Consider the following 23,479-nt stretch of genomic DNA (forward strand, 5'->3'; position numbering starts at 1 on the left):
CTCCGACGACAAGGCGTAGCTTCACACTGCGCGGGAGACGTGACGTCTTCCTCAGTGCTGGGTGCGGACGCCGTCGAGCAGGTCCACCCGGGACTCGACGCGGGCGGCGAGACCCGCCGGCGTGGGGTCGGCGAAGAACTCCGGGACCGAGACGGTGACGCCGGTGCGCTCACGCAGGAGGTGCAGCACTCTCGGCACGAGCGCCGAGTGCCCGCCCGCGGCGAAGAAGCCGTCCTCGGCGCCCGCCGGTTCGACCCCCACTTCCGACCAGATCAGGGCCATGTCGCGCGCCGCCCACGACTGCGGCTCCGTCGCGGTCTCGGTCCCGGGCCGGCCGGGGTCGGGCAGCCGGCTCCGGTCGACCTTCCCGCCGAGGTTGCGCGGCAACCCGAGCAGCGTCCGGAACATGACCGGCGGCATCGCCTTGCCGAACCGGGCGCGCAGGGCGGCGCGCCAGTCCTTGGCCGCGCCCGCCGCCACGCCGTCGGTACCCCGCACGGGCACGACGTAGGCCACCAGCCGCGCCACGAGCCCGTGCGCGCCGGGCACGGCCACGACCGCGCACTCGGCCACCGAGTCGTGCGCGGACAGCGCCGCCTCCAGATCGCCGAGCTCCAACCGGATGCCGTTGAACTTGACCTGGAAGTCCTTGCGGCCGAGGAACTCCAGCGTGCCGTCCAGCCGCAGCCGGCCGCGGTCGCCGGTCCGGAAGCAGGCGCCGGACAGGCCCGGACCCGCGTCGTCGGCGAGGGGGCGGAACGCGGCCCGTTCCCCGGCCGCCGTGCCGAGGTAGCCGGCCGTGGCGTAGGGGCTGCGGACGACGATCTCGCCGGGCACCCCCGCCGGGCACGGCCGGTCCGCCTGGTCGAGCACGAGGACCTGCCTGCCGGGGATCGACCGGCCGATGGGAACGATGCCGTGACCGTCCGCGGTGATCTCGTGCCACGTGGCGAGGATCAGCTCGGTGGGTCCGTACAGGTTGACCAGCCGGACCGACGGCAGGGCCGCGCGCAGATTCGCGGCCAGCTCCCCGGGCAGTGCCTCGCCCGCGAGCAGCAGGTGGCCGAGGTCCGCCGGGACGCCGCCACCGCTGGTGACCACGCGGAGCACCTCCCGCGCGAAGCTCGGCACGGTCTGGAAGTGGGTGATCCGCTCGGCGGCGAGCCAGCCGACGAGCTTCTCCGGGTGCGCCCGGATCCGGTCGGGCACCGGGCACAGCGTCGCGCCCGCCACGAGCGCCGCGAACGTCTCGCAGAGGGCGGCGTCGTAGCCGGGGGCCGCCCACTGCGCGAGGCGGGCACCGGGGCCGATGCGGAACTCGCCGGAAAACCAGGTGACGAACTGCGCGAGCGTGGCGTGCGACTGCGGGATCCCCTTGGGACGGCCGGTGGAGCCGGACGTGTAGGCGACGTAGGCGCGGTCGGCGGGGGTGACGGGCACGGGTTCCGCGCCGCCCCCGGTGAGCGCGGCGACGTCGACGACCACACCGGACAGTTCCCCGGCGTACCACTGGGCCAGCGGGTCGCCCTCGGCCGGGCCGTCGAGCACCAGCCGCGCCGGCCGGACGTCGGCGAGCACCGCGCGCCCCCGCTCGCCCATCTCGTCCGCGCCGAGGCAGACGAGGTGCGCGCCCGCGTCCAGGACGCCGAGCACGGCGGCGACTTGCCGCGGTCCCGCGGCCATGCGCACCACCACGGGTTCGCCCGCGACCGCGCCGAGCGCACCGGTGATCCGGGCGGCGCCGGCGCCCAGCTCCGCGTACGACACGTGCGTGCCGCCCGCGGACAGCGCGGGGGCGTCCGGTGTGCGCTCGGCGACCTGCCGCACCAGCGCGCCGGCCGTGTCACGGGCGGGGCCGTCCGCCACGCGGTCGGCGTCCCGGACGGTGGCGCGCAGGCGGTCCCCGTCGGCCAGCGGCAGCGCGGGCACCGGGGTGTCCGGTGCCGTGACCGCGACGGTGAGCAGGGTGCGCAGCTGTTCGAGGAGGAGTTCCGCCGACGACGCCTCGAACACGTCGGTGCGGTACCCGAGGGCGCCGGTGCCCCCGCCCGCGTCGACGGTGAGCGTGAGGTCGGCACGGGACCGTCCGCCGCGGTCGGGGTGCCGCACCGCCCGCGTCCCGGCCAGCCGCAGCGGCGGTGCGGGCTCGCGCACCACGAACACGGCGTCACAGAAGGGGACCCGGTGCGGCACCCGGTCGACCGCCAGTGCGGCGACCAGCTCGGCGAACGGCAGCGCGCGGTGGTCGAGTGCGTCGGCGAGCGCGGCGCGCACCCGGCCCACGAGTTCGCGGAACGTCGGTGCGCCGGTGAGGTCCGCGGCCACGACGAGGACGTTTTCGAACGTGCCGACGCTGCGCGCGAACTCCTCCGGGCGGGTGGACACCGGCAGCCCGACCGCGATCCGGTCGGCCGGGTCGTAGTGGTGCAGCAGGGCCTGGAACGCCGCGAGCAGGACGACGTGCGGTTCGCCGAGCTCCGCGGTGGCCGGGACCGCGAGCAGGCTCGTCCAGTCGAACGGCAGCGTGCCCGCCGGGCCGGTCACGTCCGCCGCCCGGAGGTGGTCGACGGGGAGCGCGGGTGGCGCGGGCGGCGGCGTCAGCGCGGCGCACCACCAGTCCCGCAGGTGCTGGTGGTGCTGTGCGGACGCCTGCCTCGCGTAGTCGGTGTACGGCCGGGGCGCCGGCAGGTCCACAGTGGACGCGTACACGGCGGAGAGCTCGTCGACGACGATCGCGAGCGACGCGTCGTCGCACACGGTCTCCGGCACGACCAGTGCCACGAGGTGGTCGTCGGGGCCGAGCCGCGCGAGGACCAGCTTGGCGGGCACGCCGTCCGGCTCGAGCCGGGCGCAGAACACGTCCGCGGCGCCGTCCGGGTCGGCCACCCGGATGATGCCGGCCGCCGTGAGGTCGGCGAACAGCCACGCGTCGTCCTCCACGTCGCGGGCGACGCGCAGCACGGGCCGGCCCGCGCGATCCACGATGGTGGTGCGCAGGCTCTCGTGCCGGCGCACCACGGTCTGCCAGGCCTCGCGCAGCGCGGCCCGGTCCAGCGGGCCCCGCACCCGGTAGGCCCGGCACAGTGCGGGCTCCGGGGTGCCGGGCGCCAGCTCCCCCAGGAGCCACAGCCCGGCTTGTGCCGGCGAAGCGACGGCGAACGTGGCCGTGCCGTCTTCGGTTCCCATGTTTCGGCCTCCCGTCACAGTGCGGTCGCGTCGGGGGCGGTGTCCGGCACGATGTCGGTCCGGAACAGGCCGTCGGGGTCGACCCGCGCACGCACCCGGTCGACCGCCGCGCGGTCGGTCTCGCTCAGGTGGCCCTGCGGCTGGCGGTGGCTGTCCACGAAGGTGGGCACCGTCCGGCCGGTGTCCCACGGGCCGAGCGCGGCCCGCACCACCGCGCAGTGCGCGGTGATCACCTCTTCGGTGACCGGCCCGGCCAGCGCCGCCGAGCCGGAGTAGGCGTAGCAGGCGCTCACGCGGTCGAACACCCCACCGGCCCGGTCCGGGCCGGCGAGCGCGCCGCCGAGCTGACGGAGCCCGGCCATCACCAGCGGCGACCCGGAGCCCTCGCCGAGCACCCGGACGAACTCGGTGACGCCCGCGTCGTCCAGTTCCCGCAGCAGCAGGTGATCTCCCACGTACGGCAGGGGGTCGCTGGGGTCCATGTGCGTCTCCAGCACCGCGCCGGCCGCGGTGACCTGCCAGTCGTCGATCAGCGGCTCCGCGACCGACCGCAGCGGCGCGAGCAGGTCCGCGGTCTGCCGCCGGGCCCGCTCGACGTCGCCACCCGCGGCCAGTACCACTCCGTCCACCCCGACGACCGGACCGTTCCGCAGCTGCGGCGGCACCTCCGGCACCGGCGGGAGGTTCAGGATCCGCAGCGACGTCGAGGCCTCCTTCGGCGCGTCGAGCGTCCACTTCTGCCAGGTCCGCAGCAGCGCCTCGGCGTGCGCAGCCGGCCAGAAGGTCGTTCCGGTGACGACCGACGTGACCGGGAACAGCGCGACCTCGATCGCCGTGACCACCCCGAAACCGCCGCCACCACCCCGCAGCGCCCAGAACAGGTCCGGGTTCCGGTCGGCGGACACGCGGTGGAACTCGCCGTCCGCGGTCACCAGCTCGATCGCGCGCACGCTGTTCGCGGCCACCCCCACGGCACGGCCGTAGAAGCTGATCCCGCCGCGCAGCAGGTAGCCCACGGCGCCGACGGTCGCCGCCGAGCCGTGCGGGGGCACCAGGCCGTGGGGTGCGGTGGCCGCGACCACCGCACCCCACCGGACACCGGCGGGGATCCGCGCCACCCGCTCGTCCACGTCGACCTCGACCCGCCCGTCGAAGGCGGTCCTGATCAACAGCGCCTCGTCCATCGGCGCGGCACTGCCCGCCGCGTGGCCGGTGCTGTGGACCCGCACCGGGAAGCCGCCGCTCCTCGCGTAGCGCAGCGCGGCGCGCACCTGCTCGACCGACCCCGCCGTCACCGCGACCGCGGGCCGCGCCGGCGCGGCGAGGTTGAACACCCGCGTGGCCTCGTCGTAGGCCGGGTCCCCCGGCACGGCGATGGCAATGCTCATGACGCCCTTTCCTTCCTGCCGTCAGGCGGCGCGTGCGCCCTGGACGTCTTCGCCCCCGGCCGCGGCCGGCGGCGTCACCCGGGCGCCCGCGTTCGCGTTGCGGAGAACGCGGAGCATCGTGCTGGGCCGCATGATCGCGGCCGGCGGGTCGACCAGGCCCGCGACCCGCATGAACCGCCGGGTCAGCTCGCCGTCGCGGGTGGCGGCGGCGTGCAGCTTGCCGAGGTAGGCGTTGCCGATCCGGATCTTCGCCGTGCGGATGCCCTCGACCCCGGCGTAGCCGAGGTCACCGCTGACCGCCATGTCCCAGCACACGTCGATGACCTTCGCGATCGCGCGGTGGAAGGCCGCCGCGTCCGGCGCGCCGGCCGCGAGGTGGTCCCGCAGCGTGATCGCCTCGATCGCGGCGACCGTCATGCCCTGCCCGTACAGGGGGTTGAAGCTGCAGGCGGCGTCGCCGAGCACGAGGTAGCCGCCGGGGAACCGCGTCAGTCGCTCGTAGCGGCGCCGGATGCTGGCCAGGTAGCGGTAGGCGGCCGCGTCGGTGAGCGGGTCCGCCACCTGGAGCACGTCGTGGATGTCGGGCACGCGCAGCGACTTCGCGAACGCGAGGAACCCCTCGGGGTCGGTCGGCGCGCTGTCACCGAGCACGCCGTAGAGCGACACCACCAGCTTGCCGTCCTCGATGCGGGAGAGGAACGCACCCCGTGGCGCGTCGGGGACCGCCACCGGGTTGATCGACAAGTCACCGTTCAGCACGGACTCGTCACGCAGGCGGTAGATCCGCGTCGTGTAGCTGACGTTGATCTTGACGCGGTCCTCGTCGGGCCGCCCGTAGCCCAGCTCCTCGAGCCAGACCGGCGTCCGCGAGCCGCGGCCGGTGGCGTCGATGACGAGCTCGGCCTCGATCTCCTCCGGGCGGTCCGCGCCGCGGCGGTGAATGCGCGCACCGGTCACCTGTGCGGCGTCCCGGGAGGTGGTGATGCCGAGGATGTCGGTCCGCTCGACCAGTGTCACGTTGGGCAACGCGGCCACCCTGGCCCGCACGTGCGACTCCAGCACCGGCCTGGTCGCCGACACACAGGTGAGCCCCGTGGTGGCCGGCTGCAGCCGGCCCGAGCCGAAGAACCAGCGGAGCTCACCGAGGTCGCCGGTCGGGATGCCGGCGGCGATCGCGCCCGCGGTGAAGCTGGGGAACAGCTCTTCCAGGATCTGCTGGCCGCGGGCCAGCAACCCGTGCACGTGCCGGCCCTGCGGCGCACCGCGCCGAGGCGTGGTCACGCCGGTCAGCTCATCGCGGTCGACGACCAGCACCTCGTCGAACGACTCGGCCAGCACCCGGGCCGCGAGCAGCCCGGCCACGCTTCCCCCGAGCACGATCGCGCGGCGTCCTACGTCTTGTCCCACCGGGGGCCTCCTCGATGTCCGGGATGTAACAACTACTTGCACGAGATTCACGACGGGACAGCGGTGCGGATCGAGCTTCACCGCCGGTCACCGCCGACGCATCTTTCGGAATGCCGGCACCCGGGAGGCGCCGGCACGGTCACCGGCGCGGTTTGCGCGCCGAGACGATCACATAGCCGATCTGGTCCTTGCGCGGGGCGAAGAAACCGTGGTGCAGCCGGGAGAACTCGTCGACCGCGGCCGCGCCGAACTTGGCCGTCACCGTGTCGCGCACCTTCAGCGCTGCCTCCAGGTACTTGCCCTTCATGCCGAAGACCCGCGGCCCGCACTCGGTGTGTTCCTCGATCTCGAAACCCGCGTCCCGCGCGTGCTCGAGCCACCTCGGCAGTGTGGGCAGCCGCGGCAGCTTGAGGGTTTCCATGAAGGTGGCCAGGCGCGCCGGGTCGCCTTGGGCCCCGAGACTGAAGTCGGAGAACGAGATCCGCCCGCCCGGGCGAAGCACCCGGTAGAGCTCCGCGAGCACCGCGTCGAGGTCCGGCGCGTTCTGCAGCGACTCGAGGGCCAGCACGGCGTCGAACACGCCGTCCGGATAGGACAGTGCCGTGAAGTCGCCGTACTCGAACGCGACCGCGTCCCCCACTCCGCCGGCGAGGGCCCGCGAGCGCGCCCGCTCGATCTCGAATTCGCTCACGGTGATCCCGGTGACGCGCACCCCGAACCGCGTCGCGAGGTGGATCGCGGTCTCCCCCGGGCCGCAGCCCGCGTCCAGGACGTGCTCACCCGCACGCAGACCGAGGGTGTCGGTCACCTTGCGGGTCATCCGGTGGACGGCCTCGGTCAGTGACGCGTCGTCCTCACGGTCGTACCAGTACCACATGTGCAGCTGGCCGTCGCGCAACTCGTCGCCGATGGGCGAGCGCTTGTCGTAGTGCTCGCCGATCGTGGCTGGCTCAATCATGTACTCACCCGATTCCGGTGTCGACGGGGACCATCGTCTCCGCCCGGCCGCGGTCGCCACGTCTCGCAGATTGCGCTGCCCCGGCCCGCGCATTCCCGAAGACGTCCGGCGCTCTCGCGGCGATGCACCATTCTTCTCGGCCATCCCGCTTATCCGCCTTCACTGGGAGGAATCCCGTATGAGTGCCTCTGACACCGGCTCGACAGCCACCGGGCTGGTGCGTGCGTTCACCGCCGCACCCCACGACGGCCTGGACGCGGCGTACCAGCGACTCGTCGGTGCGTTGTGGAGCGAGGGGAAAGCCACCGACGTCGCGCTCGACACGGTGCCCGCCGTGGTGGCCGCGCTCGACGAGACCGGTCCGGACCGCCAGGGGTACCTCGCGATCCTGCTCGGCCTGCTCGCCGAGACCGAGTACCCGAGCCTGGACGGCAAACTCGCCACCGCGGTGCGCGCCGGGCTCGACCGCTACCTGGAGCTGGTGCGCGGTGGTGCGAGCGGGCAGCCGCTGACCCTCGCGCTCATCTACCTGCTCGCCCACTTCCCCGGCGACCGGGACCGCATCCTCGCCGTCACCGGCGAACTTGCCCTCTCCCCCGAGGAGCGGACGAGGCTGGAGCGCGGGCTCACCGAGCTCGACCCGGCGCACCCGGTGCTCGGCCAGGTGTGGCCGGCGCCGTCGGTGTGGACGATGGACGAAGAGAACGCGGCCCACGCCGAGGCCGCGGTGCGCGGGCTGTCCGCGGAGCAGATCCGCACCAACTGGGACAACGACACCCTGACGGTGTGGGCGTTCAGCGGTCATATCGCCTACTGGGCGGTGCGCAACGGTCCGCCCGTGCAGGTGCCGACCCCCGCCGTGCCCGACTGGACCATCGAGCACGGTGAAACCCGCCCGACCGACGTGATGTTCGGCTCGCGGGCCGCGCTGCTGCGGTGCCCGACCTGCCACGGCCCCGTCGAGCTGCAGCACAGCGGCGCCCGGTGCACCCCGTGTGCGACCACCTACCCGAGTGCCAACGGCATCCTCGACCTGTCCGCGGGCATCCGTGACGGCGCCGAGGCCCACGACGCCACGGCGGACCTGCTGCAGAAGCTCTCCGAGATGCCCAAGATGGGCCTGTACTACGAGACCTTCCTGCGCCCGAACTACCTGCGGCTCGCGGGCACCAACATCGGCTACGAGGTCACCCCGGCCGACGAGGACGCCTATCTCCTGGAGCACCTGCGCGACACCGAGGGCCCGGTCGTGGACCTGGCCGCGGGCGCGGGCCGCTGGACCGAGGTCGTGGCCAAGGCCGTCGGCCCGGAGCGGCTGACGGCCGTGGACATGCTGCTGCCGATGCTCAACGTGCTGCGCAGCAGGCTGCCCGAGGTGCCCGCGATCATGGGCAGCGCGCTCAACCTGCCCTTCGCCGACGGCACGGTCGGCGCGGTCAACCTGTGGAACGCGCTGCAGGCCTTCCCCGACGACGCCGAGCAGGCCATCGCCGAGATCGGCCGGGTCCTGCGGCCGGGGGGCATCCTCACGATGATGACCTTCCGGTGGAGCAACGACCCGGTCGCCCGCTACTTGCAGGCCTCGCACTTCTTCCCCAGCCGCCCGGCGGGCCACCTGTTGTTCGAACTCGAGCAGCTCCGCCAGTGGCTCACCGCCGCCGGCCTGGAGGTGCGCGAGGAGAAGGTGGACACCGGGACTTTTGTGTTCGTGACGGCCGAGCGCACGGCCTGAGCCGTACTTCGACCACAGGAGCGCAACGTCGGCACCTGGTTCGGGAACAACAGCGCGGCCGGGCGTCGGCGTCGAGCGACCCCGGCACGCCGGACGTGCGCCGGATCAAGATCAAGGCCGCGTACCTGCGCAGGGGCTACACCGACCCGCAGCCGGCAACCATCTGGGAGCACCTCACCCGCGAGGGCGGGGAAGGCGACCAACGGCCTGTCGATCGAGCTGCCCCGACCGGGTGCGCGGTGCGCGGTCGCGCACTCTGGAAGATGCCGCCTCGGGCCATCCGAGGCTAGTAATGGCTGGGATACCCACCATTTCCGGATGATCACCAGCTGATCGACGACAGAGGGAGGACAGCACGATGCCTCAGTTCGCGGTGCTCGTGTACGACAAGCCGATCGCCTTCGAGGACATTCCGCCGGAGGTCATGGCGGGCCACGAGGCCGTCCCGGGCAAGGTCGAGGAGGCCGGCGGCCAGTTCGTCACCGGCTACGCCATCGCGCCGGCGTCGGAGGCCAGGTCGGTCCGCGGCGACGACGTGGCGAAGGGCCCGTTCCACGACACCGTCCAGCAGCTCGCCGGGTTCTTCGTGATCTCGGCGCGCGACGTCGACCACGCCGCCGAGCTGGCGAAGTTCGTGCCGGCCATCGACGGCGGCGTCGAGGTGCGCCCGTTGTTCGGGGACCCAGAAGCGGAATGAGCCGGCGGGCTGGTGCCCGCCACGACCCACGCCGAGAACCCGGTGGAGCCAGCTGGCCCACCGGGTTCTCGGCGTCGGGCCCGGCGGCACGGGTTCGGCGACGACCGCCGGGACCGGCCGGCGCACCGTCCACTGTGGTCGGACCGCGGCCGGGGCGGGTCCGGTGTCCCGGACCCGCTCGCCCCCGGGGCTCGGCCGCCGTCCGGCCGGACCGGCCACGAGTGGAGGCCACCCGCGGCGGGTGCCGCGGGTGGCCCGATCGGCGCGTCGGTGCGCTACGCGGCGCTGCTCCGCGACGCGTCGGTGGTGTCCGTCCGGTCGTCCGATGCGGTGCTCGGCAGCGTCACCGCGGCCGCCGCCCGGCGCGGCCGGGAGAAGCGGCGCATGATCGGTCGCTCGACGAGCGAGTACTGCAGCCAGGCCACCACGACGACGGCGACGAGCAGCCCGGCGCCGATGGCGAGGATCGCCGCCGTGCCGAGCCCGGTGCCGGCGATGAGCCAGTAGTAGCCGCACTCCAGGACCAGCACGTGCCACATGAAGAAGGAGAAGGAGATTTCGCCCAGCCAGCCCATCGGGGCGCTGGCCAGCCAGTTGCGCCGTTGCCCGGTGTCCGACAGCGTGCCGGCCACGATGAGCATGCCGAGCGGAACCACCATGACCGCGACGATGCGGTAGGTGGGCGCGACGGCCATGGTCAACGCGAACCCGGCCAGCGTGGCCAGCCCGGCGAGGCCGAGGCCGGTGCGCCGCCACTGCCCGGTGAGCACCAGGCGGGCCAGCACCATGCCGAAGACGAACTCCAGCATCCGCACCGGCGGGAACTGGTAGACCAGGTAGAACGACCACATCGTCACGCCGTCCTGCAGGAACGGCTCGTTCGGCGCGGCGGTGAGGGCGGCGATGCCCGGCATGGCGGCGATCAGCGCGACCAGCGCGGCCGCGCTCACCCACAGCCGGTTCACCCGGATCCGGTTCACCAGCCGCAGCAGCAGCGGGAACAACAGGTAGAAGGTCGCCTCACAGGACAGCGACCAGGCCACCTGGTTGAAGCCGGCCCGGACGTAGATGTCCGGCGAGTAGGAGTGCACGAGCAGGAGGTTGGGCAGCCAGCTCCAACCCCCGATCGACTGGCCGACGACCAGAGTCAGGACGAACATCGCCGCGACGAACGTAACCAGGTGGTTCGGATAGACTTTGAAGAAGCGGCGCCGCCAGAATTTCGTTGGCGTGTCACCGGTCGGTGCCGACCAGGTGAGGATGAAGCCGCTGAGAATGAAGAAGTAGCTCACTCCGGTGGCGGCCAGCTGGAAGGTGATCGCCCACGCGGTGGGGTCCGGCTGGGCGAACAGAAAAACCGTGAAGTGCAGACTGCACACCATCAACGCGGCGATGAACCGCATTCCCGTCAGCGACGGTAACCGGGTGGCGACCGTCGCGGCCCGGTTGTTCGTCTGTGTCATGGTCTCAACCTTCGTATCGTCGACGACGACCCACCGGCCAACGTCCCCCCAGGCCCGTCCTCGGCCTGTCGTGGGTTCGAAGGTGGGTCACCGCCCACGTTCGCGCGACATGATCGTCGAGCGCACCTCGGGTGTTGCCGACTTTGTCCCGCTTTGTCGGGGACACTGTGAACTTTGACCGGCCGACACCGTCGGTGACGGGGATGAGCACGCTCGAAGAAGACGGAGCGGGGACATTCCGGGCATGCTGACCCAGAGCGACGAATTGCATGCGGAGGGATCCAGATCATGACCACCATCGACACAACCCCACCTCGCGCGGGGCGGCGAGAGTGGGCCGGTCTCGCTGTCCTGTCCCTGGCCGCCATGATGGTCACCTTCGACCTGCTCGCGCTGCTGCTCGCGCTGCCCGGCCTGTCCGCCGACCTGCGGCCGAGCACCGTGGAACAGCTGTGGATCCTCGACATCTACGGGTTCCTGGTCGGCGGGTTCCTGGTCACGATGGGATCGCTCGGCGACCGCATCGGCCGGCGGCGGCTGCTGATGATCGGCGCGGTGTGCTTCGCCGTCGCCTCGCTCGTCTCCGCCTACGCCACCAGTCCCGCCATGCTCATCGCCGCGCGGGCGCTGCTGGGCATCGCCGGCGCGACCCTGGCCCCGTCCACGCTCGCCCTGATCAGCAACATGTTCCGGGACCGCACCCAGATGGGTCAGGCGATCGGCATCTGGGCGAGCGCCTTCGCACTCGGCGCGATCCTCGGCCCGGTGGTCGGCGGCTTCCTGCTCGCGCACTTCTGGTGGGGCTCGGTGTTCCTGCTCGCCGTGCCGGTCATGGTGCTGCTGCTCGTGTTCATCCCGATCCTGGTGCCGGAGTTCAAGAACCCGGCGGCCGGCCGGCTCGACCTGGTCAGCGCCGCGCTGTCGGTGGCCGCGATGCTGGCCGTCATCTACTGCATCAAGGAGCTCTCCCGGCACGGCATACACCCGGTGCCGCTGGCACTCGGGGTGGTCGGCGTCGTGCTCGGCGTGCTGTTCGCGCGCCGGCAGCTGCGGCTGGAGAACCCGATGCTCGACCTGGCCATGTTCCGCAACCGCTCGTTCAGCGGGATGCTCACCGGGCTGCTGATCTACGGCCTGGTGAGCGCCTCCTGCATGCTGTTCATCACGCAGTTCTTCCAGTCGGTGGCCAACCTGACCCCGCTGCAGGCCGCGCTGTGCCTGCTGCCGGGCACGGTGCTGACCACCGCGGCCTCCACCTACGCCCCGATCCTCGCGCGCCGGGTGCGGCCCGCGTACCTGATCGGCGGTGGCCTGGTCGCCGTGGCCGTCGCCTACGCCTCGTTCGCGTTCGTGGACGCCGGCTCCGGTCCCGCCCCGCTGATCATCGGCTTCGCCGTGATCGCGCTTGGCCAGGCGCCACTGATGTCGTTGGGCACCGGCCTGGTGATCGGCGCGGTGCCGCCGGAGAAGGTCGGCCAGACCTCCTCGGTGGTCCAGGTGGCCAACGAGGCCGGCGCCGCGCTGGGTGTCGCTCTGCTGGGCAGCATCGGCGCCGTGGTCTACCGGAGCCAGCTCGCCGACGCGGTTCCGGCCGGCGTCCCCTCCGAAGCCGTCGACGTGGCGCGGGAGAACGTGGCCGGTGCCGTCGCCGAGGCCGCCACCCTGCCGGCACCCACCGGCTCCGGCCTGCTCGGCGCGGCGCACGGGGCGTTCGCCGCGAGCCTGAACGTCTACGGCGTGATCTGTGCCGGCCTGGTGGTCCTGGTCGCCGGCCTGGTGATCGCCACACACCGGCGGATGCCGCCGACCGGCCAGGCGAGCGCGCCGGCCGACAGCGAACCGGCCGCCGACGTCCCGGCGGTCTCGGCTCAGTAGCATCGCGATCTGGCCCGGCGCGCCCGCCCGGCCGACCCATCGTGGTCCACACGCGACGATCGCGGACCGCTGTCCCTTGTGGACTGTTCACTCGACGTTCGGCACGTGAGGAGAAGGCAGCCCTGTCACACGCGGGTAGCGCCCCGGCGTGGCAAGGCTGTCATCTCCCTCGTCTCCATCCGACCCGTCACAGTGAACAGGGGAAGATTCCTGTAGACATCGATCGCCGTGGCGTCGCCGATGTTCTGCAGGCGATAGCCGGACCCGGACAAGTGGGTCAGCTCGAATTTCGGCTGCCGGTTCGTCTGCTCATCTCGTCGCTCGCGCCTCCGGTCGAGGGCCTTCGTGACGCGTCCGAGCACGAACCTGCCAACGAGCGTGAACGCAGGAACGGCAACCGTGTTTCACCAGCACGCCACGCAAACCAGCGTGGTCAGTGCTCTTTGCCCGGCGGGGCGGTGCAGTGCACCCTTCGGACTCCGCCATCTCGATCGAGTCCGTGGTCCGGCTCTCGGCTTCAACCACGACGAGTCCGGCAAGGCGATCGCCATCCACGAAAGACGGGTCGAGATCGCTTACGCGCCGGAGGGCGAACCGTTCGTCAATCCCAAGCTCGCGAGCATCTGGCTGACCAGCACAAGCTGAAGCTGGTGTACGACTTCCTCGTTCAGGAGCGGTACCGGTTTGGCGCACGGCCACCCGAAATCGGCGAGAACATGGACTTGCTGGCAGAAATCGACGAGTGGGCCGCAAGCACAACAGCTTCAAGCAGCGCGGTTTCTATGTCGAAGTCGATCGAGCAAGCACGGAGCAGGTACATCAGCGTTCCCGGCATCGATGCCACTGTCGTCGAGGAGATCGTCGGCTCCCTCCGCGCGGGCAAGGAGGGAACTCGCCTCAACAACGACGTTTACCGGCTTCGGCTACCGAGCCCGGGAGCAATCCATTTGCAAATATGGGGAAACCCGGCTACGAAACCGAAACACGTGAGCTCCTGAGATTCGCCGAAGCGACTGGTCTTGTCTCCCAGACGGAATCAGCATCGCCTGCTGCTCGCCTGGCTCGGTCTTGGGGTCGACCAGAACCCCGGGGATCCCGGGTGCGAACGCTTTGTCGATCAGCTTGGTGCCCAGGTCCGAGTCCGACGCGCCGGCGAGGTCTCGGACGCGGATCTCCACCTCTCGCATGGCCACGAACACGGCGACGTCGTACTCACCGAGCAGGAATTGCCGACGCCGTACCGCAGCGTCTCCTCGCCCAGGCGACTGGCGATATATGCGTCTGCAGACGGCTGCGACGGATCACGTACGACCAGACCGTGAGTCATCAACCAACTCCAGCCTTCTGACAGCGCGCGGCCGATTTCACGATCCCGGGCGGTACCCCCGTTGCTCGGCGTCTCTCGTCCAGTTCTGCCAGTTCCAGCCGTCTCCAGTCTTGTAGTCGTGCAAGATCAACAAGGCGAGCGCGTCGATCGGCAGGGCCAGCGTCTCGGCTCTGGGCCGCGTCCAGGTCATCGGAGTTCGGCGTCCTAGATCACTCGACAGCACGACGGCGGCACCAACACCGCAGCCGGCCAGGCCTCCGGTCACAGACATCAACTTCAAGGCCCCGAGCTGAGCAGTGCCGCGGGCGCACGCTCGACCGAGCACACGGGCCAACGTCACGGCTTCGACTCTGAACTCCATAACCACAGAGAGGAGCGGGTCACCGCGCCACATGCGGCATGGCGCATCCCGGCAGCCGCCGAGCCCACAGGGTTGCGTCTTGATGTCGACGCGGCCAGCTAGCGGACCATGGCAGCCCGGTCCCGCAGGTCAGCGGGCCAATCATTGGACGATCGTCAAATGGACACCAACGCCGCTGACTCCGGACACAAAGAAGCCCAGGCCTCTGGCCTGGGCTTTTGCTCCCCCGCTTGGACTCGAACCAAGAACCCTCCGGATTATTGGTTCGAGTCGTTTCGAGTCGACGTCAGTCGATCTCGCTGGGATTTTGCAATCGTTCATGCCCTCAATCGACGTCAATTGGTCTCGCTCGACCCGCAATATCGCCCTTAAATCGCCCCTAGTTCGACAGGTAGGCACGCTGCGCGTCCGCCCTGCGGTCGCCGACGACGTCATCGGCGCTGCGCAACGCGGTCAACCAGCTATGTCCGAGTTACACCCCGTTCATCGGGGTCATCCTTTGAAGTTTGGTCCCGAAGTCACTTCTGATGCACGACGCCTGACAAAGGCCATAGATCGTCGTCGGCGCAGACTAACGTCTTGCCTTCTTCGACCGCGACAATCCACATATTCAGCCAGCACGCTATTCCTCAGACGGCCGAAAAAGGCCTCCGTTCCAGCACAACGAGATCCCAGCCGCTCGCGATGACTATCTCACAAGTGGGGCCGAACGCGACCGGGCCGACGCACTGGTGATCGAAGATGCCAATCTCAACCGCTGTCGCCAGATCCCAAAGCCGTACTGTCTGATCTGCGCCGGTGGTGACAGCGACTGCGCGGCCGTCGATCGTTCCGCAGGCCACCGCGGCTACTGAGCCCGCATGCTCGCCGAAACTGACGAGTTCTCTCGCTGTCACTACATCCCACACTTTGGCCGTTCGATCACTACTTGCCGTCACCGCAACTGGTCGCCCGTTTAACACTCCACAGGTCACAGCGGTCACCGAACCGTGATGCCCCGCGAATGTGACGACGTTCTTCCCCGTCGAGAGGTCCCACACCTGGGCTACCCGGTCGTCGCCACCGGTCACGACAATCGAGCGTCCACCGAACATCCCGCACCCCACCGCACCCACCGAACTTCCGCCATTTCCCAAGGTGAGGAGTCGGCCACCGGTCATTGGATCCCACACCCGCACCGAACCCTCATATGTACCCGTGGCCACGACCAAGCGACTACCGAGCCTGCCGCAGGCGACTGCTGCCACCGCCCCGCCGCAGTCCTCAAAGACGATGATTTCGTCGCCGGTGACCGGATCCCACACCCGTGCTGTGCCGTCGTAGCTGCCTGACACCGCGACCGGCCGGCCGTCGAGATCCCCGCACGCCACGGCGTCGACCGGACCATTGTGCCCGCCGAAATTCAACTTCTCCTCGCCGGTTGCAAGATCCCGTACTCGTGCGGTGCCGTCGTAACTTCCGGTCACCACCACTAGATGACCGGCGTCCTGCCTTACCCCCAGGGCGACAATGTCGCCGAGGTGTCCATGCCGGTTCGGCCGGTCGGAGCTCGGCATAGCAAGATGCCAGACGCGGGCGGTGGCGTCACCTCCTCCGGTCACCACGACAGGTTGGCCTTCGAGTACGCCGTACGCCACGGCCATCACCGAGCGGGAATGCCCGGTGAAAGCGACGATCTCCGAAGCGGTCTCCAGATCCCACACCCGTGCGGTGAAGTCGCGGCTTCCGCTCACGGCCACCGCCCGGCCGTCGAGTTCACCGCAGGCGACGGCATCCACGTGCCCGATGTGCCCGGTGAACTTGATGATCTCTTCGCCGGTCTTCGGGTTCCACACTCGTGCGGTGTAGTCCCGGCTGCCGGTCACGACAACAGGCTGGCCTGCCAGTAGACCCCAGGCGACGGCATCGACTGGGCCATCGTGTCCGGTGCAGGCGCTGATCTCCGAGCCCGTCGTGAGGTCCCAGACCCGCGCCGTACGGTCCCAACTGCCGCTCACTGCGACCGGCCGGCCATCGAGCACACCGCAAGCCACAGCGATCACTTTCCCTGTGTGCTGCGTGAACTGGGAGATCTCTTCACCGGACTCGAGATCCCATGCGCGCGCGGTCTGGTCCCTGCTACCGGTTACTACGCACGGTCGGCCGTGGAACGTGCCGCACGCCAATGTCTCCACCGTGTGAGCGCGCTCGCCGAAGGTGCTGATCAATTTCGCGGTCGCCAAGTCCCACACGCGGACTTCTCCAAGCTGCCCGCCGCTCACAGCAACCGGCCTTCCGGCGAAACCTTCCCAGGAAACGGCAAGTGCCGAGACGAATCCGGCCGATCGGACGATCTCCGTACCCGTCGCCAGGTTCCAGACCCTAGCGCCATCGGCGCAGGCGGTGACAGCAACCGAGCGGCCATCGAGTGACCCGCAGGTCACCCAGCTGACCGGGCCGGTGTGTTCGCCGAAACTGGTGCGAAGGGCGTGGTCGGTCTGCTGTCCGGTAGCCCACCGCGGCGGCCAAGCGAGCGAAGCGGACAATTGCCGGTGAAGCCGGGTAGCGGTGAATCGGGCGGCATCGACGCAAAGGACGTGGCATCGCCGTTGCGGTGGAAGCGTTCGGTGCAGGTCTGCGGAGCAGCGATAGATCGCGGCGATGAGCATGCTCTCCGTGCTCGTTGTCAGGCGGAGAGCATGAAGGAGGGTTTCTGGCTCGGCGTTGACGAGGTAGTCAGCGTCGGTGATGAGATTGTCCAGTTCGCCGGCGGCCGCGGCGTGGCTGGCGAGGTGGCGCAGCGTGTAGGGATGGGCGCGAGCCCAATCGCGCAAGCCGTCCAGGTTGCGGGGGACCTGCTTTGCCAGAACCGCGGCGATGGCGCGCTGCATAGTCGCCGGGTCAGTTCCAGATCGGAGGTGATCGGCGAGGGCCTGGTGGTAAAGGCGGTAGGTGGACCGACCGGATTCGATGGCTTCGACGACGTAGGAGCCGGCGGTCCGGCGAAGCCAGAGCAGGTCGTCGTCGCTGTATGCCGTTCCGGTGGCTTCGGTCGCAACGGCGGCCCAGATGTCCTCCCAGGGCAGGCCCTGGCCCTCGGCGAACGCGAGTGGACGGAGCAGGTCGCGGGCTCTCCCCGCGTTGTCGCCGAGCCGGATCTGCAGATCTCGACGCATCGCCTCGCCCGGATACCGCGGAAGGCTCGATTGCCAGCCCGGCTCATGAGGATCCGCGACCCGCTCCTGCGCAGCGAGCGTGGTGCTGGTGATGCGGGCGACGAGAAATGACGGGTGAGCCGATACGGCGACCGCGTCAGCTACGGCTCGAAGTAGCTGCGGTGATTCGTGTCGGTAGGGGCTGCCGGAGTTGCTGTCGAGGAGACCTCGAGCGGCGTAGGCAGTCAAGGCAACGAGGTCGGCATATCGGTCGGCGTCCAAGTCGACCAGATTGGCCGAGCTTTCGCGCCGCTGACCAAGCCGATCGAGCAGGTAGGGACGGGTACCCAAGAGAAACCGCAACCTGCCCGCGGCGTATTCGGCAAGTGGGTGAAGCAGGCGGCGGGCAAGGTGGTCGGGGTCGGCTGCCTCGTCGACCGCGTCGATCAGCACCGTCAACGGGGTCTGCCTGCCGGAGAGCTGGTCTAGAAGCTGACCAGGGGACGCCGCGTGCACCTGGGCAGCAGCCGCGATGCCCCGCAAGACCTGCTCAGTAGTCAGGCTCTGGGCGTAGATCGCCACGTCGACCGCGCCAACCGCCGGCACGGCTCCCGGGGGAAGCCTGAGAGCGTGCAGCGGGACGGTGTTGCGCCGGTCCGGTTGGGTGACTGCGGCGATCAGGCCGAGGACCGCGGTCTTGCCAGACCCCGGGTCGCCCGTGACTGCCAGTAGAGGCCGGTCCGGCGAGGGCGCGTGAAGCCAGGCTGTGATGTCGCATAGGGCCTCGTGCCGGCCGGCGAACCACCAGCTGCGTCCGTCGTGGCCCCCCATGGCACGGACCAGCAGCCGGGTGCGAAGCTCGGCGTCGCGGCGTTCACCTTGAGCTTGCCATTCGGCGGCCTGCTGAATGGCCAGATCGACCTCGGTCATCTGCCTGTCCCGGCGCGGGTTGGGTAGAAACGGCGGGATTTCGCCGGTCAACCCGACCAGGGTGATACCGATGTGCTGGTGGCTGGGTTTGTCGGCGTTGGCGTTCATCGCCTTGACTACCGAGTCCAAGGGCAGTGAGTCAGGGTTGTGACCGGCGACGGGCAATCCGTCTACGGCCGTCTGCAACAGCCGGGGGAACGCACCGGTCTCGGCCTGTTCTGCAGGGTGGGCCGAAGCGATCACGACCAGGCCAGACTCGTCGCCGTGGCCCCAGGTGCTCGTCATTGACGTGAGCGCGGCCGCGGTCAGTTCGTTCCCGCCATGCGCGGAGTAGCAGGTGTCCAGCATCAGCAGTACACGCCGGATCCCGGTATCCAGGAGCATGCTGCGCGCTAACTCTGCTGTCGGCAGAGCCCGTGCGAGGTCGTCCGGGGCCGTGTCCGAGGTGAGCAATACGTGTTCGTGGGTCGCGTCGAGAACCTCGCCGTGCCCGCCTATATAGACAGCGACCAAGTCGTCGGAACGGCGCGCAGGGTCGCGACAGAAGTCCCGCAGCTGATCAGTCAACTGCACCTTGCCGGGGTTCAGGCCAAGGCCGCTAACGTGCTCGTAGCCGAGCTCTTGTGTGAACAGCCTGATGATTTGCTCACGGGCCTCGACCAGTCCGGGCCGGTCCCACTGAGGTGCTTTCCAATACCGTGCGAACGCCGTCGCGATCAAGTAACGGCGCGGCTGGTCGTGGTCACCGCGCACCTCGACCTCCCGTGTCCGCGCCCATCCTTTGCCGTCTGAACCGCATGCAGCGATCGCCTGTGCACGCGCTTCAGCTTGTGGTCGTGACTGTGGCCGCACTCGTTCCGGCTCCATACCCCAACCACACGAACGGACTAATCAAACATCGTCAGGTTCACTCGCAGCCAATAGCGGACCCTGCAGCCGCCGCTTCAGATAGGCCAAGCGAGGTTGGCAGAACCTTCGATCGCGTCGGACCAATGGGCCATTCGGGTGGTCAGCAGTCTGCGGCGGAACGACGCCAGCGTGACTGACGATCACTAGCCGTAGTGCTCCCTTCAGGGGTGTGCTTTCGTGTGAGGAGACATGGTGGGGCGGATCGTCTGCGTGCACGGCATCGGCCAACAAGCCGCCGGCGAGGAATTTCTGCTCCGCGATTGGAGGCCTGCGCTGCTGGACGGACTCACTCGCGCCAATCACCACGGCGCTGTCAGCGCCGGCGATGTCGTTATGGCGTTCTACGGGCACCTGTTCCGCCCAGCCGGGGAACGCCTGGCCGTCGGCGATCCGATCTTCACCGCCAATGACGTCGACGCCGGTCTGGAGGAGGAACTCTTGCTGGCGTGGTGGCGGGAGACCGCGCGGGTGGATCCGAAGGTCGCGCCGCCGGCGGCGGACACACTCGTGCGAGCGCCCGGCTCGGTCCAGGCGGCGCTGCGGCAACTGTCCCGTTCCCGTTTCTTCGGGGGCCTGGCGTTGCGAGCGATGGTGTTCGACCTCAAGCAGGTCAGCCGCTACCTGCAGGACCCGAACCTGCGGAAGGCAGCGCGAGCCACGGTCGCGGAGTTGATCACCGAGGACACCCAGGTGGTGGTGGCGCACTCGCTCGGGTCGGTGGTCGCGTACGAGACGCTCGCGGCGATGCCCGGCCATCAGGTGCGGGCGCTGGTGACGCTGGGGTCGCCGCTGGGGATCGCGAACCTAATCTTCGAGCGGCTGGACCCGGCCCCTCGTGACGGGCTTGGCGCCTGGCCCGGCTCGGACGAGCTGGCCTGGACGAACATCTCCGACCACGGCGACATCGTCGCGTTGGAAAAGGACCTGCGACCCCGGTTCGGGCGGGGGGTGGGAAACGCCGTCGTGCACAACGGCGCCCACGCCCACGCCGTCACCGCCTACCTCACCGACAAGCTCACCGGCGCCGCCATCGCAGGAGGCTTACATGCCGATTGATGAGGAGGGGCCGCGGCGGTACCTGATCGCGACGGCCATCGCGCACTACCCAAATCAACCGAGCTGGGACCGGCCATGCCTGGCAACCGCGCGCGACGAACTCGTCGGGCTGTTCACGCGGGATCTCGGATACGAACATATCAGCGATCTCGGCCTAAACCCGACTCGTGGCCAACTGACGAAGCTGCTGCGGGACTTCTGCCGCGACAACGATCGTCGCGAGGACGACTTGCTAGCGGTCTACATCGGCGGCCACGGCGAAGTACTCGACGCCACCCACGAGCACGTCCTCCTCACCACGGACACGACACCAGACGACATCGAAGACGCCTTGCCGACCGCGGAGCTGGCTCGGAAGCTGCTGCTCGGTACTAAGGTCCGCAGAGTGCTGCTGATGCTGGACACCTGCTACTCCGGCCATGGCGGCAACGAACTCACCGCGGCCGCGATCACCTCTATGACCAGCAACTGGGGCGACGACCACGGTTCCGGACTGGTCGTGATCACTTCGGCGCAGCCAGCCGAGCAGGCCGAGACCGGCGCGTTCCCCCGGCTGCTGCACGCCGCAGTCCACAGCCTCCCCACCGCCGGCACCAACCCAGACACTCTTCCCCTTGACTCCGTGATCACCGCAATGAACGCCAGCGCGGACAAACCTGGCTACCAGACAATCGGGTCCAGCATCGCCGGCCTCACCGGGCAGATCCCACCGTTCCTGCCCAACCCGCGCCACAACCCGGCCATGACCGAGGTCGACCTGGCCATCCAGCACGCCAGCGAATTCGACGTCCAAGCCGACCGCCGCGACACCGAACTCCGAACCCGGCTGCTTGTCCGCGCCATGGGCGGCCACACCGCACACAGCACGCACGGGTGGTGGTTCTGTGGCCGACACACCGCTCTGCTGGAAATCACCACTTGGCTGCACCACCCCGACCCGGCCCGATCACTACAGGTAGTCACCGGCAACCCCGGATCCGGGAAAACCGCCGTCCTCGGCCTCGTCGCCACCCTCACCCACCCCGAACGCCGCGTCACCGTACCCCTGCACGCCCTCGGACTCCCCGCCGCAGCCGTACCCGACCCCGCCGCAGTGGATGTCGCGATCTACGCCCAGAGCCTGACAACCGACCAGGTCCTGACCGGCATTGCCGCCGCCGTCCACTCCCACGCCAGTACACCCGGCCAACTGCTAGAACACCTCAGCGATCGAGACCGGCCGCTGACTGTACTCATCGACGCCCTCGACGAAGCCGGCGACCCCGACCACCTCATCCGCCGCTTGCTGCAGCCCCTCATCGAGCACGCGGCGGGACGGTTACGGCTGCTGTTAGGTACCCGAGACTTTCTCCTCGATCGCCTTGGCCTCGACCGCGAGGATGCTGTCGACCTGGACTCCGACCGTTACGCCGATCTGCAGGCACTGACCGCTTACGCCGCCCGCGGCTTGCTCGAAGCTGCCCCGAATAGCCCCTACCTCCATGAACCGCCCCAGCTGATCCGTGCTGTCGCGGACGGTGTCGCCACAGCCGCCGACCCGTCTTTTCTGGTCGCACGGATCACTACCGCCACCCTCGCCGCCCAAGACCGCGTCGCCGACCCGAACGATCCCGCCTGGCGCAGCTCGTTGCCGACGTACCCCGGCGAGGCGATGCGCCATGACCTCGAAACGCGCCTCGGCCACAACGCGACCAAAGTCCGGAATCTACTGCGCCCACTGGCGTTCGCCGAAGGCCAGGGCCTGCCCTGGGAAGACATCTGGGCTGCCGTCGCGTCCCACGCTGCCGGCACTGACTACACCGACGAAGACCTAATCTGGCTGCGCAAGCACGCTGGCTCCTATGTGGTCGAAGCCACCGAGGACGGCCGCTCCACCTACCGGCTCTACCACCAAGCCCTCGCCGACCACCTGAGCAACGGCGTCGACACTACTGCCATGCACGCGGCCATCGTCGAGGTACTGGTGAGGCGGGTACCGCGCACGCTCGACGGCTACCGTGACTGGACTCGCGCCCATCCCTACACTTTGCGGCACCTTTCGACCCACGCCGCGCTCGCAGGGCAGATCGACGCGCTCATTGCCGATGCTGACTACCTCGTCCACGCCGATCCCGACGCTCTTCTTCTTGCTCTGCACAAGGTATCGACCGAAGACGGCGCCCTCACCTGCGCTGTCTATCGCTGCTCTGCGGCACGACATCGACAACTGCCAGCGCCGCGCCGACGCCAAATCCTTGCCACTGACGCTGCGCGCTTCTCCGCAACTCGCCTGCAACACGAGCTTGCCGCACCTTTGCTCTGGCCACCACGCTGGGCTACTGGCCAACAAACCACCAGCGCCCTGCGCGCCACAATTAGCGGTCACACTGGGTTCGTAACCGCCGTCGTATCCGGCCATCTCGATGACCGCCCGGTCGCCATCACCGGCAGCACGGATGGAACGGTACGGGTCTGGGACATCTCGACTGGAGAGGAGATCACTGCTTTCACGGACCATACGAACGCGGTGGAAGCAGTCGCCTACGGCAAACTCAATGGCCACCCGGTGGCGATCACTGGCGGCGAGGGCCAGACGGTGCGGGTCTGGGACCTCGCAACACGTGAGCAAATCACCACTTTCACTGGCCACACCGACACGGTGTACGCCGTCGCGTGCGGCGAGATCGGCGGCCTGCCGATCGCGATCAGTGGAGGCAGCCCGGATGGAAGTGTCCAGGTCTGGGACCTCGCAACCGGCAAACAGATCACCACCCTCGCCCGCCACACCGGCTCGGTGACTGCGGTCGCATACGCCCAACTAGATGACCAACCGGTCACGATCACCGGCGGCGCCGATGGAACAGTGCGAGTCTGGAACCTCGCAACCGGCAAGCAGATCACCACCCTCACCGGCCACACCGGCACAGTGACTGCGGTCGCATACGCCCAACTAGTGTCCTGCGCCGGAAATTCGTGAGATATATCGGGCGAGCGAGTCGAGGATCTCTTCGGCAGTCTTCTTCCACACGAACGGCTTGGGGTCCTCGTTCCAGTCCTTGATCCACTCGCGGACGTCC

General features: G+C 69.5%; 14 protein-coding genes. 7 read left to right on the forward strand and 7 right to left on the reverse strand.

The genetic code is table 11. The features are described 5' to 3' along the window. Window positions 1–51: 51 nt before the first annotated feature. The 4 genes from ACLJQZ_RS11430 to ACLJQZ_RS11445 all read right to left on the reverse strand — a co-directional run bounded on the left by ACLJQZ_RS11430 (window position 52) and on the right by ACLJQZ_RS11445 (window position 6,939). A complete protein-coding gene (locus ACLJQZ_RS11430) occupies window positions 52–3,186 on the reverse strand; it encodes a non-ribosomal peptide synthetase (RefSeq protein WP_410619980.1) in 3,135 nt (1,044 codons plus the stop codon). A gap of 14 nt (window positions 3,187–3,200) precedes the next feature. Continuing rightward, entirely contained in the window at window positions 3,201–4,574 is a 1,374-nt protein-coding gene (locus tag ACLJQZ_RS11435) for an FAD-binding oxidoreductase (protein WP_410619981.1), read from the reverse strand. 21 nt (window positions 4,575–4,595) lie between these two features. Then, the gene (locus ACLJQZ_RS11440) at window positions 4,596–5,981 is read right to left on the reverse strand and encodes an NAD(P)/FAD-dependent oxidoreductase (RefSeq protein ID WP_410619982.1); all 1,386 of its coding nucleotides are present in this window, start codon (window positions 5,979–5,981) and stop codon (window positions 4,596–4,598) included. A 139-nt stretch (window positions 5,982–6,120) separates the two neighbouring features. Further along, on the reverse strand, window positions 6,121–6,939 hold the full coding sequence (locus tag ACLJQZ_RS11445; protein ID WP_410619983.1) for an SAM-dependent methyltransferase: 819 nt from the start codon (window positions 6,937–6,939) through the stop codon (window positions 6,121–6,123). A gap of 178 nt (window positions 6,940–7,117) precedes the next feature. Between ACLJQZ_RS11445 and ACLJQZ_RS11450 the strand changes: the two genes are divergently transcribed. Continuing rightward, entirely contained in the window at window positions 7,118–8,671 is a 1,554-nt protein-coding gene (locus tag ACLJQZ_RS11450) for a methyltransferase domain-containing protein (protein ID WP_410619984.1), read from the forward strand. A 358-nt stretch (window positions 8,672–9,029) separates the two neighbouring features. Further along, a complete protein-coding gene (locus tag ACLJQZ_RS11455) occupies window positions 9,030–9,368 on the forward strand; it encodes a YciI family protein (RefSeq protein ID WP_410619985.1) in 339 nt (112 codons plus the stop codon). Between the two features lie 275 nt (window positions 9,369–9,643). Here the strand turns inward: ACLJQZ_RS11455 and ACLJQZ_RS11460 are convergent, their stop codons facing one another. Next, the gene (locus ACLJQZ_RS11460) at window positions 9,644–10,831 is read right to left on the reverse strand and encodes an acyltransferase family protein (RefSeq protein WP_410619986.1); all 1,188 of its coding nucleotides are present in this window, start codon (window positions 10,829–10,831) and stop codon (window positions 9,644–9,646) included. 288 nt (window positions 10,832–11,119) lie between these two features. Here ACLJQZ_RS11460 and ACLJQZ_RS11465 point away from each other — a divergent pair, with 288 nt between their 5' ends. The 3 genes from ACLJQZ_RS11465 (at window position 11,120) to ACLJQZ_RS11475 (ending at window position 13,704) form a co-directional block, all read left to right on the forward strand. Then, entirely contained in the window at window positions 11,120–12,706 is a 1,587-nt protein-coding gene (locus ACLJQZ_RS11465) for an MFS transporter (protein WP_410619987.1), read from the forward strand. 378 nt (window positions 12,707–13,084) lie between these two features. Continuing rightward, the gene (locus ACLJQZ_RS11470; protein WP_410619988.1) at window positions 13,085–13,351 is read left to right on the forward strand and encodes a hypothetical protein; all 267 of its coding nucleotides are present in this window, start codon (window positions 13,085–13,087) and stop codon (window positions 13,349–13,351) included. Between the two features lie 5 nt (window positions 13,352–13,356). Further along, window positions 13,357–13,704, forward strand: a complete 348-nt coding sequence (locus ACLJQZ_RS11475) for a hypothetical protein (RefSeq protein WP_410619989.1) — start codon at window positions 13,357–13,359, stop codon at window positions 13,702–13,704. On the opposite strand, the gene ACLJQZ_RS11480 is transcribed toward ACLJQZ_RS11475, so the two are convergent. Then, window positions 13,630–13,983 (reverse strand): TIGR02391 family protein, encoded by a 354-nt coding sequence (locus ACLJQZ_RS11480; RefSeq protein ID WP_410620013.1) that lies wholly within the window; start codon window positions 13,981–13,983, stop codon window positions 13,630–13,632. The genes ACLJQZ_RS11475 and ACLJQZ_RS11480 overlap by 75 nt on opposite strands. 1,040 nt (window positions 13,984–15,023) lie before the next feature. After that, complete coding sequence (locus tag ACLJQZ_RS11485) at window positions 15,024–19,211, reverse strand: hypothetical protein (RefSeq protein WP_410619990.1); 4,188 nt, start codon at window positions 19,209–19,211, stop codon at window positions 15,024–15,026. A gap of 348 nt (window positions 19,212–19,559) precedes the next feature. On the opposite strand from ACLJQZ_RS11485, the gene ACLJQZ_RS11490 reads away from it, so the two are divergent. Together ACLJQZ_RS11490 and ACLJQZ_RS11495 are read left to right on the forward strand one after the other, a co-directional pair. After that, on the forward strand, window positions 19,560–20,423 hold the full coding sequence (locus tag ACLJQZ_RS11490; protein WP_410619991.1) for a hypothetical protein: 864 nt from the start codon (window positions 19,560–19,562) through the stop codon (window positions 20,421–20,423). Beyond that, window positions 20,413–23,379: a caspase family protein gene (locus ACLJQZ_RS11495; RefSeq protein ID WP_410619992.1), complete on the forward strand. Its 2,967-nt coding sequence runs from the start codon at window positions 20,413–20,415 to the stop codon at window positions 23,377–23,379. The genes ACLJQZ_RS11490 and ACLJQZ_RS11495 overlap by 11 nt, the downstream gene beginning before the upstream one ends. Window positions 23,380–23,479: the final 100 nt, after the last annotated feature.

It is taken from the genome of Amycolatopsis sp. cmx-8-4 (assembly GCF_046548675.1).
GTDB lineage: Bacteria > Actinomycetota > Actinomycetes > Mycobacteriales > Pseudonocardiaceae > Amycolatopsis.

Bases quoted from the DNA above. Each gene is read 5' to 3' on its own strand.
- ACLJQZ_RS11430 (WP_410619980.1), bottom strand. From the start codon at position 3,186: ATGGGAACCGAAGACGGCACGGCCACGTTCGCCGTCGCTTCGCCGGCA.
- ACLJQZ_RS11435 (WP_410619981.1), bottom strand. From the start codon at position 4,574: ATGAGCATTGCCATCGCCGTGCCGGGGGACCCGGCCTACGACGAGGCC.
- ACLJQZ_RS11445 (WP_410619983.1), bottom strand. From the start codon at position 6,939: ATGATTGAGCCAGCCACGATCGGCGAGCACTACGACAAGCGCTCGCCC.
- ACLJQZ_RS11450 (WP_410619984.1), top strand. From the start codon at position 7,118: ATGAGTGCCTCTGACACCGGCTCGACAGCCACCGGGCTGGTGCGTGCG.
- ACLJQZ_RS11455 (WP_410619985.1), top strand. From the start codon at position 9,030: ATGCCTCAGTTCGCGGTGCTCGTGTACGACAAGCCGATCGCCTTCGAG.
- ACLJQZ_RS11460 (WP_410619986.1), bottom strand. From the start codon at position 10,831: ATGACACAGACGAACAACCGGGCCGCGACGGTCGCCACCCGGTTACCG.
- ACLJQZ_RS11465 (WP_410619987.1), top strand. From the start codon at position 11,120: ATGACCACCATCGACACAACCCCACCTCGCGCGGGGCGGCGAGAGTGG.
- ACLJQZ_RS11495 (WP_410619992.1), top strand. From the start codon at position 20,413: ATGCCGATTGATGAGGAGGGGCCGCGGCGGTACCTGATCGCGACGGCC.